Source organism: Pseudomonas sp. 13B_3.2_Bac1 (assembly GCF_025466205.1).
GTDB classification, from domain to species: Bacteria; Pseudomonadota; Gammaproteobacteria; order Pseudomonadales; family Pseudomonadaceae; genus Aquipseudomonas; species Aquipseudomonas fluorescens_H.
Map to the genome: position 1 here is coordinate 1 of NZ_JANLOG010000026.1, position 12,096 is coordinate 12,096.

The following is a 12,096-nucleotide window of genomic DNA, read 5'->3' on the forward strand; positions in this document are numbered from 1 at the left end:
GCAGCCAAACACAGCGAGAGGAGGTGCAGCGAAGCAAACCGTAGGCGCTGCCCCCCCGGATGAATCCCGGAGCGAAGGAACCCGAGCCCAGGCGAGGGCCGAACGTCAGGGTAAAGCCTTTTTGGTTACTTTTTCGGCGTCTGGAAAAAGTGACCCGCCGTCAGGGCGGAACCGTAATCAGCAACACCCGCAGCACCGGATACACACCCAAAACACCCCCAACCCCTAAGCCATATCCGGATCCCGAGCAGCCCGCAAAGAATTACTCTCCAACTCATACCGCAACTCATCAATCAACGCCGCCACCGCCTCCGGCGTACGCAACGCATCGAGCTTCAACCCGCTGATCACCAGATCCACCTGCCCCGACCCCGGGTGATACAACTTCACCGTCAGCGAATGATCCCCATCCACTGAACACTCGCACGCCAATGGCGAAAAACTCTGTTCGAGGCTGGCGCGCAACTGCGCAAGATTCATCATGGAGCCTGTTCCTTTAGCTGTTTCGAAGGGAGACGATCCCAAGCCAACAGGCTCGTATCGCACCCCAACAGACTAAGAACTGCCCCACCGCACCAGAACCTGCATTTGCACCGCATCGGCTAGTGCATTTGCACCTACCGCTGCCCCTTCGTGCCACGCTCGCCAGAAAACAGACCACGCTCCCGCGCCCAGACAATCGCCTCGCTGCGACTGTGAACATCAAGCTTGGAATACACGGTCGCCACATGATTGCGCACGGTATTCGGCGCCAGTTTCAGGCGTGCGGCAATCTCCTTGTCGGCCAACCCTTCGCAGATCAGCCCCAGCACGTCACGCTCGCGCGCCGTCAGGTCAGTGAACGACACGCTCGGCAGTTGCGGCGAGTTGACCTTCTTCACATTGGCCAGTTTTTCGATCAGCGTCCGGCTGAACCACGAAGCATCTTTCATCACCTCTTCAATCGCCGCCACCAACTCCAACTCAGTGCGCTTGCGCTCGGTGATGTCCATCAGCACCAGCAGATAGCACGGCGTGTCCTGAATATTCACGGTGTCGGCGGACACCGCGCACTCCAGCAGCTCTGCATCCTTCTTGCGCACCCGGACGTCGACCCGATCGATCCGACCGCTTTTCGCCAAGGCAGTCAGCAGCCGGGCCCGCGCGCCATCGTCGTCGATGAAATGCAGTTGGGTCACGGTTTTACCGACGACATCGTCACTCTCGTACGCGAGGGTGTCGAGGAACGCCTGATTGACATCGATCACCTGCTGCTCGTCAGCGCTGCAGATCAGAATCGGCACAGGGGTCAGACGGAACGCCTTGGCGAAGCGCTCTTCACTCTGACGCAGCGCCACTTCCGCCTTGTGGCGCAGCTCCATGTCGACAAAGGAAAACAGCATGCAATCCTCATCATTGAGCACCAACGGCTGCCCGGCGACGATCACTTGCTTGCTGCCGCCATCGGGCAGGCGCAGTTCAGCCTGCATCTGCGGAATGGTCGCCACATCGCGCAGACGCTGGATCGCCAGATCTCTTTGCTCGGCCTGCTCGAAAATATCGATCTCATAGGCCGAGGTGCCGATCACCTGCTCACGGGTATAACCGGTCATCTCCAAAAACCCCGGATTGACCTTGATGTAGCGCAAATCGCTGAGGCGGCAGATCACCGCCGGCGCCGGGTTGGCATTGAAGGTCTTTTCGAAGCGCTGCTCGGCGTTGGCCCAATCGGTGACGTCGCTCATGATCAGCACCAGCGACTCCGGCTGACCCTCACGGTCGGTGAGCACCATGCTGCGCACGCTGTGCACCCAGACATGCTCGGGGTCATCCACAGCACTCAGCTCGATCAACAGATCACTAAAGACCTCACAGCGGGCAACGCGGCTGATCGGATAGCTCTCCGGCGGCAACAGATGATTATTGCGATACCGCAGAGTGAAACGCTTGGCATATTCATCGGCATTAGTGCCCAGCTCACCGATCCGGCTGACACCGTGCATGGCCAGCGCCGCCTCATTGGCCCAGAGGATGCTCTGATCGAGTTCCAACAGAATCACCCCGTCGGACAGCCCGGCGATGATCTGCTGCAACTGGCGACGATTGGTTTCGCGGGTCAGGACTTCCTGGCTCATTGGATCTCCACAGGGAATGCGCGTGTGAAGATTACGACCGCAGGCGCCCGTGATCGTGCCGAACATAAATTCCCGCACCACCACAATCCCCCTGTGGGAGCGGGCTTGCTCGCGAAGGCGGTGTGTCATTCAACTGATTTTTAACTGACACTCCGCCTTCGCGAGCAAGCCCGCTCCCACAGGGGGGATTAGCGTTGGCCGGAGGTTTCCACCAACTCGCGCAACGTATCGAGAAACAACCTGAGCACCGGCGAAGCATCGTCAGCGCGGTAAGTCGCATACAAAGGCACTTCCGGCAGCGCCGGCGTCAGCTTGCGGAACACCAGCCCCGCCGGGGCCAACTGCTCGATCGAGGCCGGCAGCAGCGCCACCCCGAAACCCGCGCGCACCAGGCTGAGCAAGGTCTGCACCTCAATCACCTGCTGGCGGATCTGCGGGGTGAACCCGGCCTGAATGCAGCACTGATAAAGGAAATTGGCGAACCGCGACTGCTTCAGCTCCAGCGCGACAAACGGTTCCAACGCCAGATCCGCCGGGGCCAGCAACTCGCGGCTGGCCAACGGATGATCGGCCGGCATCACCACATGGATCGGCTCGTAGATCAGCAACTCATTGCGCAGCAACGGATCGTCATAACCGACGCGAAACACGCAAGCGTCGATACGCTTTTCCTTCAACGCCTTGACCTGCGCCGCCGGGGTCATTTCATGCAGGCGCCAGTTCACCTGCGGATAGCGCTCGCGAAACAGATGCAACGCCGTGGGCAGCACGCCGACCATCACCGAACTGATCATGCCGATTTCCAGTTCGCCGAGCTGCCCGCGCCCGGTCTGACGCGTCAGGTCCAGCGCCCGCTCCAGCTGTTCGAACACCAGCGGCGCCTGCTCCTTGAGCATCTGCCCCGCCGCTGTCAGCTCGACCCGGTGATGGCTGCGCTCGAACAACGGTGTGCCCAGCTCCTCCTCCAGCAGGCGAATCTGCTGGCTCAGCGGCGGCTGGCAGATGTGCAAACGCTCCGCCGCCCGACCGAAATGCAGCTCATCGGCCAGGGCCATGAAATACCGCAGCAGGCGCAGGTCCATGGCGCCTACCCCAGACTCAGCGGTGTCGAACGCTGGCGCACGCCGGTCAGCGCAAACAAGGCGTTGGCTATCGCTGGCGCCACCGACGGACTGCCCAACTCACCGACGCCACCGGGTTTGCCGGGCTCGCCATCGAGCACCACGATGTCGGTGGCCGGCATGTCCGACATGCGTGTCACGCGGTAGTCGTGGAAATTGCTCTGCACCACCCTGCCCTGTTGGATATCGAGCCGGTCAAACAGTGCATGGCCCAGGCCCCACATCAGTCCGCCGTAGATCTGCTCCTCGACCCCGCCCGGCGAGACCGCCAGACCGCAATCGACCACACAGGTCAGCTTCTCGACTTTCGGTTTGCCATCGACCGTCGCGACCCGCGCCACCACCGCGATAAAACTGGTGTAACCCTGATTGGTCGCAATGCCCAACGCAGTGCCGGGCGGTAACGGCTGGCCCCATCCGGCGCGTTCGGCAGCCTGTTTCAGCACCGCCACATGCCGTGGCCGCTCTTGCATGTTGGCCAGACGGAACGCCAGCGGATCCGCGCCTGCCGCATGCGCCAACTCGTCCATGAAGCTCTCGACGGCGAATACGTTGGGGATGAAGCTCACCGAGCGATACCAGCCGCTGGGCACATGGCTTTCGTGCTTGACCCAGTTCAACTCCAGGTGCGGCGGACGGTAGGCGAAGTCCCACGCGGTGATCGCTTCGGTGGTGCTGTAATCCATGTGATCCGGGCGTTCGAAATAGCCCGGCTCCCACTGCTCCGGCGAGGCGGGTGATACCGCGTGCAGTTGCAGCGCAGCGAGGTTGCCCTGGGCATCCAACGCGCCTTTGACCCGGTGCAGTGTGGCCGGGTGATTGAACAGTGCGTGCATCTCGTCTTCACGACTGTTGAGCAACTTCACCGGTGCCCCGGTTTGCTGCGCCAGATACGCCACCTCGAACAACCAGTATTTGGCTTCCCGTGCACCGAAACTGCCGCCGGATACCAGTTCGTTGATGGTGACTTTGTCCTTGGCGATGCTACACACGGTTTGCGCGGCTTCCAGCGCTGACGACGGCACCTGCACGCCGCCCCAATAGGTGATTGCGTTGTCCTGCACGTGCGCGGTGATGCAGATCGGTTCCAGCGGGTTCTGCACCTTGTACGGCATGCGGTAATCGGCTTCGATCAGCTTCGCCGCGTGCGGCCATTGCGCGCCGACATCGCCATGCGTCATGGCCTTGATGGTTTGGCTTTTCGGATCGGTAATAGCAGCCGCTTGAGCCTTGGCCAGTTCCGCGCTGTCGAACCCGGCCAGTGGCGAATCACTCCACTTGATCTCCAACACTTTACGGCCCTGCTGCGCCGCCCAGAACGTGTCGGCCAGCACCGCGACGCCTTCCAGATTGCCGCCGAGCACGTCCGGGCGCCCGGGGACTGCAATCACCTTGCGCACGCCCGGCACCTGCAATGCCGCCGCCGATTCCACGCTGACGACTTTCGCCCCGACCACCGGCGCCCGCTGAATCACCGCCACCAGCATCCCCGGCAACTGCACGTCGATGCTGTACTTGAAGCGCCCGCAGACCTTGGCCGCGGCATCCCGCTTGTGGCGCAGTTTGCCGATGTATTTGAAGTGCGCCGGATCCTTCAGCGTGACGTGGGCCGGTGCCGGCAGACGCGCTGCCACCCCGACCAGGTCGCCGTAGCCGAGGCTGCGTTTGCTGGACAGATGAACCACCCGACCTTCTTCGGTGCTGCAGCTGTCGGGGCTGACTTTCCAGTGCTTCGCCGCAGCGGCGATCAACAACGCCCGCGCTGTGGCCCCGGCCATGCGCAAGCGCTCGTATTCCAGCGAAACACTGGTGCTGCCGCCGGTGGAGAAGACTTTCCAGATCGGGTGAATGTAGGTCTCGAAGAACGGATCTTCCGGGGTGATCACCTGCACGGTCATCGGGTTCAAATCCAGCTCCTCGGCCACACACGCAGCCAGTGCGGTTTGCGTGCCGGTGCCGGAATCGTGCTTGTGCACCACCAGTTTCACGGTGCCGTCGGGGAAGATCCGCACCCAGGCGTTGGGCTCGAATTCGGTGGCCGGCGCTGGGGCTTTCGGGTCGCTGGCGGCGCTGCCGGATGGCAGGTACAAGGCAATCGCCAGGCCCGAAGCGACCGTCGCTGCCTGCTTGAGAAACACCCGGCGTGACGGTTCGATCAAGGTGTCGTCGCGCAGGCTCATTACGCCTCCTTCGGCGCATTCGCCGCACGTTTGATCGCTTTGTTGATCCGCCCGTAAGTGCCGCAACGGCAGATATTCCCCGACATCGCATTGCGGATCGAATCGTCGGTCACCGCCGCTCCCGTGTTGAGCAAGGCTGCCGCCGACATGATCTGCCCGGATTGACAGTAGCCGCATTGCGGCACATCTTCGGCGACCCAGGCCAGTTGCAGCGGATGACTTTCGTTCGGTGACAGACCTTCGATGGTGGTGATGCTGTGGCCCGCAACGGCGGCCAGCGGCAACTGGCAGGAACGCACCGCGACGCCGTCCAGGTGCACGGTGCAGGCACCGCACAGGCCCATGCCGCAACCGAATTTGGTGCCGGTGAGTTTCAGTTGATCACGCAGTACCCATAACAAGGGCATGGAGGGGGACGCTTCATCCAGCTCGCGTCGTTCGCCGTTTACCGTGAATGCGATCATTGTCAGGCTCCAAAAGAGCGGCCCGTCTTTGTGCGGGCCTGGTGACCGATTATTGGAAGCCCACGCAACACGCGGCCAGCGACGATTTCTGCCAACCGGTGTAAGCAGGACTAACAACATGTACAAGCGATACCCGTCGGTGCAGTCCATGAGCGCGTTCATCCACGCAGCGCGCAGCGGCAGTTTCTCCAGCGCGGCGCGCAAGCTCGACTTGACGCACAGCGCGATCAGCCAGCAAATCCGCGCGCTCGAAGAATTCATCGGCCAGCCACTGTTCGTGCGTGAAGGCGGCGGCAGCAACCTGACCGATGCCGGGCAGTTGTTTGCCAGCGTGCTGGCGGATGGTCTGGCGCAGATCGACCGGGCATTGTCCTCGGTGAAAAACCGCAGCGTGGCGCAGCGTCTGACGTTAGACGTCGACAGCGAACTGGCGCAGAGCTGGCTCAATCCGCGCCTGCCGGAATTGCTCGACGGACTGCCGGATTACGAGGTGACGCTGCTGTCGATGCCGCGCAGTGATCGCGGCAGCTTCGAGCGGGTCGATCTGGCGTTGCGTTACGGCTATGGCGATTGGGATGACTGCGAGATGACGCAGATCTGTGGCGATCGAGTGTTGGCCGTGGCTTCGCCGGCGCTGCTTGAGCGCTATGGTCTGCAGTTACCGCTGAGCCCGGAGCAGATTCTGCAGTTGCCACTGTTGGGGTATACGCGAAGGTCGTGGATTCCGTGGCTGGATGCGGCCGGGATGCCGCCGGTAGAGCCAGCGGCGCGGGTGATTTTCGATAATGCGGCGAACCTGATTGCGGCTGCCGAAGCCGGGGTGGGCGCCGGACTGGTACGCGGATTACTCGCCGCCGATGCGTTGCGCAGTGGGCGGCTGGTGGCGCTGAACGAGGCGCAGATTGCTGCGCATTACAACCTCTACGCGGTGTGGCCGCATGGGCAGGCCGAGCGCGTGGCGCCGGTGGTTGAGGTGATCAGGCAGTTGGCTGCGCGCACACAGTCCTGACGCCTTCGCGAGCAAGCTCGCTCCCACATTTCGAGCGCACTCCTCCCGCTGGAATGCATTCCCCCTGTGGGAGCGGGCTTGCTCGCGAAGAGGCCCCATCAGTCACATCACTGTTGAATGACACTCCGCCATCGCGAGCAGGCTCACTCCCACATTTCAAGCGCATTCCTCCGCTGAAATGCATTCCCCCTGTGGGAGCGGGCTTGCTCGCGAAGAGGCCCCTTCAGTCACATCACTGTTGAATGACACTCCGCCTTCGCGAGCAGGCTCACTCCCACATTTCGAGCGCATTCCTCCAGCAGAAACGCATTCCCCCTGTGGGAGCGGGCTTGCTCGCGAAGGGGCCCCTTCAGTCACATCACTGTTGAATGAAACTCCGCCATCGCGAGCAGGCTCACTCCCACATTTCGAGCGCATTCCTCCGCTGAAATGCACTTCCCTTGTGGGAGCGGGCTTGCTCGCGAAGAGGCCCCATCAGTCACATCACTGTTGAATGACACTCCGCCATCGCGAGCAGGCTCACTCCCTCATTTCGAGCGCATTCCTCCCGCTGAAATGCATTCCCCTGTGGGAGCGGGCTTGCTCGCGAAGAGGCCCCATCAGTCACATCACTGTTGAATGACACTCCGCCATCGCGAGCAGGCTCATTCCCACATTTCGAGCGCATTCCTCCGCTGAAATGCATTCCCCCTGTGGGAGCGGGCTTGCTCGCGAAGAGGCCCCATCGGTCACATCACTGTTGAATGACACTCCGCCATCGCGAGCAGGCTCACTACTACAATTGGAATGTGCCCCCCTGTAGGAGTGAGCCTGCTCGCGATAGCGCCGGTACAGTTTCCACAGAAGTAAAAACCAAAACCATATCGCCCAAGTATCACCAGCGCGCCCAATTAATATTGTACGAACCCCTCCGCCCTTTCCAATACTCGCCCTCAGCAACCACCCACCCGGGCCGGATGCGAACAGGCGAGGGAATGCGCGAGTGCTGCGCATAGAAATGGCCGATAGCCCGGGGCGTGGATGCCGAGAGCCGCAAGGCTCCCTTCCCCGCTATCAGGAGATCGACTTCAATGATCATCGATATCAGCTGCTATCCCACGGATCTCGTGGACCTCGCCTGGAGGCATGACGGTGACCCGTTCACCGGCGAGCGTTTGCTGGAGATGATGGATGGCCCGTACATGGTCAACGGCAAACCTCGCCGGATCGACAAAGCCTTCATCCAGCCGCCGCAGGGCAACACCATCTACACCTGGACCGACGGCGAACTCTCGGGCCGTGAATCCATCGACGCCTACATGGCCTACACCCTGAAAATGGTGCAGACCTACCCGGATCGTTTCATCGGCTGCTTCGTCTACAACCCGCGCTGCGGCGTGGAAAACGGCGTCGAAGCGATCGAGCGCTACGTCAAGCAACACGGCTTCAAGATGGTGCAGATGCAGGCCAACATGCACGCCTACCGGCCTGATCGTGCACTGGACTGGGTGCGCCCGTGCTTCGAGAAATGCGCCGAGCTGGGCATCCCGGTCAAGCTGCACACCGGTGACGGGCCGTACAGCATCCCGTCGGAATGGGTGCCGATGATCAAGGAATTCCCCAACGTGAATTTCATCATGGCCCACTTCGGCGTGCAGACCGGCGGGGTCTACGTGTTCGAACCGATGCAATGGGCGATGGAACTGCCCAACGTCTACTGCGAATCCGGCTGGTGCCTGCAATCGCGGATCGTCGAGTTCGCCAAGGTCCTGCCGACGCACAAGATCCTCTTCGGCACCGACACCCCGCCGAACGAACCGGGCATGTGGCTGCGCCTGCTCGAAGTGTTGTGCCACGAGCCGCCGCAAGGCCTGAACCTCGACGAAGACACCCTCGAGGAATACCTGGGCAACAACACCGCGCGGATGATCGGCCTCGAGCCAACCGCACCGCCGCGTTCCGTTTCCGAAGCAGAGGCGCAGCTCAAGCGCCCCGTCACCACGCAACTGGCCAGGAGCTGAACCTATGATCATCGACACCCATCTGCACCCCACCAACCTGGTCGACGAGGCCTGGCGCCACACCGGCGAACCGTTCACCGGCGAGCGCATGCTCAAGCTGATGGACGGCCCGTACATGATCAACGGCAAACCGCGCCGCATCGACATGGGCTTCATCCAGCCGCCACCGGGCAACACCGGCTATCGCGACGGCAACCGCCGGGGCCGCGAGGGCGTGCGTGACTACATGTCGTACGTCGCCGAGCTGTGCGTGAAGTACCCGGATCGCTTCATCGGCAACTTCAACTTCAACCCGCGCTGGGGACCGGAAAACGGTGCGGCGGAGCTGGAATTCCACATCAAGGAATACGGCTTCAAGATGCTCAAGCTGCACGCCAACATGCACGGCTATCGCCCGGACCGGGCGCTGGACTGGTTGCGTCCGGCGATGAAAGTCTGCGCCAAGTACAACATCGTGGTGCTGATCCATACGGGCGATGGCCCGTACACCATTCCGACGATGTTCTACCCGATCATCCGCGAGTTCCCGATGGTCAATTTCATCATCGGCCACTTCGGCATCCAGACCGGCGGCAACTACTCGTTCGAGGCGTTCTGGATGGCGATGGACACGCCGAACGTGTACTGCGAATCCGGCTGGTGCTTCCAGTCGCGGATCGTCGAATTCGCCAAGGAACTGCCGCGCAACAAGATCGTGTTCGGCACCGATTCGCCGCCGAACGAACCGGGCATGTGGCTAAGGGAGCTTGAGGTGCTGTGCTCACCGGCACCGCAAGGGCTGGGCATCGATGAGGATCATCTGGAGGACTACCTGGGCAACAACATCGCCCGGTTGTGCGGGATCGAGCCGACGCCACCGCCCAAAGACCTGGTTGAGGCCGACATACGCCTGACCACCACGTACCTCTGATACCGCTGTTCGCTGAAGCCATGCTGACCCCTAGTGGCGAGGGAGCTTGCTCCCGCTGGGTGGCGAAGCCGCCCCAAAGACGAAGGCCTGCTGCGCAGTCCAGCGGGAGCAAGCTCCCTCGCCACAGGGATCTCCTCAGCACCTAAGTGAACAGTAGAGGCAACACAGCGACTTTACAGGCACGAAGATGACCCGGCGTTCCCTCGACCGGCAGGCCAACGGCTGCTCGATCGAACGCCCTCTCACCCCTGCGTGCCTGCTTTTTACGAGGTGAAACCATGACCCGTTCGAAGCTCGGCGACACGCAGGATTTTCACGTTTTCATCGACGCCTATCGCCGTGAGTACCCGGACGATGTGCTGACCATCACCCAAGCGCTTTCTGCCGATCAGGACGTCACTGCCCTGGTCGATGCCCTCGCCGCACAGGGCCGCGATCCGTTGCTGATCTGCGAAAACGTCGGCGGCCTCAAGGTGCCGGTGGCGACCAATCTGTTCGCCTCCCGCACACGCATTGCCCGGTTGTTCGACGTCACCCCGGCGCAATTGCACGAAACCTTCCAGAGCCGCGCCAACCAGCCCATCGCCCCGCGCTACGTGGCAACCGGCCCGGTGCTTGATGAAGTGTTCGAAGGCGAAGCCGTGGATCTGGCGCTGCTGCCGATGCTCAAGCACTTCGACAGCGACCGCGGCCCGTACATCACCAACGCAATCATCATCGCCGAGGACCCACTGACCGGCATCGCCAACATGAGCTACCACCGCTCGATGCGCCACGCCCGCCAGTCCTTGGCAACCAGCCTGCACTCGCGCGGTCACCTGTGGCGAATGCTGCAGACCGCCCGTGAACGCGGTGAAGAACTGCGCGTGGCGATGGTGGTCGGCGCGCACCCGCTGTTCATGCTTGCGGCGGCGGCGCGTTTGCCCTACGGCAGCGATGAACGCGCCGTCGCCGGCGGCTTGTTCCGCGCGCCGCTGGAACTGGTCAAGACCCCGCGTTACGGCATCGGCGTGCCAGCTTATGCCGAGTTCGTCCTCGAAGGTGCCATCGATCCGACGGCCTACGCCGAGGAAGGCCCGTTCGGTGAGTTCAGCGGTTATTCCTCGGATCGCTCGACCAACAACGTGCTGCGCGTCGACACCCTGTTACGGCGCAAGGACGCCTGGCTGGTGGACGTGATGGGCGGCCGCTACGCCGAACACCTGACACTGGCGCGGCTACCGCGCGAAGCGGAAATGAGCGAAAAACTCAAGGCGCGTTTCCCTGCCGTCACCGCCGTGCATTACCCGAATTCCGGCACGCACTTTCATTGCTATGTGGCGCTGGATCAGAGCCGCGACGGCGAAGCGCGGCAGATCATGCTCGCCCTGCTCGGCTGGGACCCGTACCTGAAAAGCGTGATCGCGGTGGACAGCGATATCGACATCACCGACGACAGCCAGGTGTTGTGGGCGCTGGCCACGCATTTCCAGCCGCATCTGGATATTTTCGTGATCGACGGTTTGCCCGGCAGCCCGCTGGATCCGTCGTCCTCGGTCAACGGCACCACTTCGCGCATGGGCCTGGACGCCACCCGTGGCTCGGGCTTCGACGGGATCAAGGCGCAGCTCGATCAGGACGTGCTCGAACGTGCCCGGCAACTGCTCAAAGGGCTGGCATCGTGAACCGCCAGCGGCTGGTGGTGGGCATCAGCGGCGCATCCGGCTTCATCTACGGCGTGCGCCTGCTGCAATTGCTCGCCGAACTGGACATCGAAAGCCACCTGATCATCAGCCGCGCCGCGCTGCTGACCATGGCCCATGAAACCGACTACAAACTGGCCGAGGTCACCGCGCTCGCCAGCCACTACCACCGCGCCGATGACGTCGCCGCCGGGATCGCCAGTGGCTCGTTTCGCTGCCTGGGCATGGTGGTCGCGCCGTGTTCGATGCGCACGCTGGCGGAGATCGCCACCGGCACTTCGTCCGGGCTGATCGGTCGCGCCGCCGACGTCACCCTCAAGGAACGCCGCACGCTGGTGCTGATGGCCCGCGAAACGCCGCTGACCCTCGCCCACCTGCGCAACATGACCGCCGTCACCGAGATGGGCGGGATCATCGCCCCGCCGGTGCCGGCGTTCTACGCCCGGCCCGAGAGTCTTGCACAGATGGTCGATCACAGCCTCGGCAGAGTGCTCGACCTGTTCGGCCTCGATGCCGGGGTTGCCACCCGCTGGAAAGAACACCGAGAACCCTGTGGGAGCGGGGGGGGGGGGGGGGGGGGGGGGGGGGGGGGGGGGGGGGGGGGGGGGGGGGGGGG

General features: G+C 62.6%; 10 protein-coding genes. 5 read left to right on the forward strand and 5 right to left on the reverse strand.

Features of this window, described 5'->3' with window-relative positions; genetic code table 11:
• Positions 1-225: 225 nt before the first annotated feature.
• The 5 genes from NTD85_RS04300 to NTD85_RS04320 all read right to left on the reverse strand — a co-directional run bounded on the left by NTD85_RS04300 (position 226) and on the right by NTD85_RS04320 (position 5,879).
• Positions 226-483, reverse strand: a complete 258-nt coding sequence (locus NTD85_RS04300) for a DUF1652 domain-containing protein (RefSeq protein WP_262141503.1) — start codon at positions 481-483, stop codon at positions 226-228.
• Between the two features lie 134 nt (positions 484-617).
• Complete coding sequence (locus NTD85_RS04305) at positions 618-2,114, reverse strand: helix-turn-helix transcriptional regulator (protein ID WP_262141504.1); 1,497 nt, start codon at positions 2,112-2,114, stop codon at positions 618-620.
• Positions 2,115-2,302: 188 nt separating this feature from the next.
• Positions 2,303-3,196, reverse strand: a complete 894-nt coding sequence (locus tag NTD85_RS04310) for a LysR substrate-binding domain-containing protein (RefSeq protein ID WP_262141505.1) — start codon at positions 3,194-3,196, stop codon at positions 2,303-2,305.
• A gap of 5 nt (positions 3,197-3,201) precedes the next feature.
• The gene (locus tag NTD85_RS04315; RefSeq protein WP_262141506.1) at positions 3,202-5,415 is read right to left on the reverse strand and encodes a xanthine dehydrogenase family protein molybdopterin-binding subunit; all 2,214 of its coding nucleotides are present in this window, start codon (positions 5,413-5,415) and stop codon (positions 3,202-3,204) included.
• Entirely contained in the window at positions 5,415-5,879 is a 465-nt protein-coding gene (locus NTD85_RS04320) for a (2Fe-2S)-binding protein (RefSeq protein ID WP_103369144.1), read from the reverse strand. The genes NTD85_RS04315 and NTD85_RS04320 overlap by 1 nt, the downstream gene beginning before the upstream one ends.
• Positions 5,880-5,997: 118 nt before the next feature.
• Between NTD85_RS04320 and NTD85_RS04325 the strand changes: the two genes are divergently transcribed.
• From NTD85_RS04325 to NTD85_RS04345, 5 genes are all read left to right on the forward strand, one after another.
• Positions 5,998-6,888, forward strand: coding sequence for a LysR substrate-binding domain-containing protein (locus NTD85_RS04325; protein ID WP_045122397.1), 891 nt, complete (start codon positions 5,998-6,000; stop codon positions 6,886-6,888).
• Positions 6,889-7,958: 1,070 nt separating this feature from the next.
• Positions 7,959-8,888, forward strand: coding sequence for an amidohydrolase family protein (locus NTD85_RS04330; protein WP_003224039.1), 930 nt, complete (start codon positions 7,959-7,961; stop codon positions 8,886-8,888).
• Between the two features lie 4 nt (positions 8,889-8,892).
• Positions 8,893-9,798 (forward strand): amidohydrolase family protein, encoded by a 906-nt coding sequence (locus NTD85_RS04335; RefSeq protein WP_003224037.1) that lies wholly within the window; start codon positions 8,893-8,895, stop codon positions 9,796-9,798.
• Between the two features lie 278 nt (positions 9,799-10,076).
• Entirely contained in the window at positions 10,077-11,462 is a 1,386-nt protein-coding gene (locus tag NTD85_RS04340) for a UbiD family decarboxylase (protein ID WP_262141507.1), read from the forward strand.
• The coding region (locus tag NTD85_RS04345; protein ID WP_262141508.1) for a UbiX family flavin prenyltransferase at positions 11,459-12,096 on the forward strand (638 nt) is incomplete at its 3' end. The genes NTD85_RS04340 and NTD85_RS04345, both read left to right, overlap by 4 nt.

Coding starts and splice junctions, on each gene's coding strand:
- NTD85_RS04300 (WP_262141503.1), bottom strand. CDS start 483: ATGATGAATCTTGCGCAGTTGCGCGCCAGCCTCGAACAGAGTTTTTCG.
- NTD85_RS04305 (WP_262141504.1), bottom strand. CDS start 2,114: ATGAGCCAGGAAGTCCTGACCCGCGAAACCAATCGTCGCCAGTTGCAG.
- NTD85_RS04310 (WP_262141505.1), bottom strand. CDS start 3,196: ATGGACCTGCGCCTGCTGCGGTATTTCATGGCCCTGGCCGATGAGCTG.
- NTD85_RS04315 (WP_262141506.1), bottom strand. CDS start 5,415: ATGAGCCTGCGCGACGACACCTTGATCGAACCGTCACGCCGGGTGTTT.
- NTD85_RS04320 (WP_103369144.1), bottom strand. CDS start 5,879: ATGATCGCATTCACGGTAAACGGCGAACGACGCGAGCTGGATGAAGCG.
- NTD85_RS04325 (WP_045122397.1), top strand. CDS start 5,998: ATGTACAAGCGATACCCGTCGGTGCAGTCCATGAGCGCGTTCATCCAC.
- NTD85_RS04330 (WP_003224039.1), top strand. CDS start 7,959: ATGATCATCGATATCAGCTGCTATCCCACGGATCTCGTGGACCTCGCC.
- NTD85_RS04335 (WP_003224037.1), top strand. CDS start 8,893: ATGATCATCGACACCCATCTGCACCCCACCAACCTGGTCGACGAGGCC.
- NTD85_RS04340 (WP_262141507.1), top strand. CDS start 10,077: ATGACCCGTTCGAAGCTCGGCGACACGCAGGATTTTCACGTTTTCATC.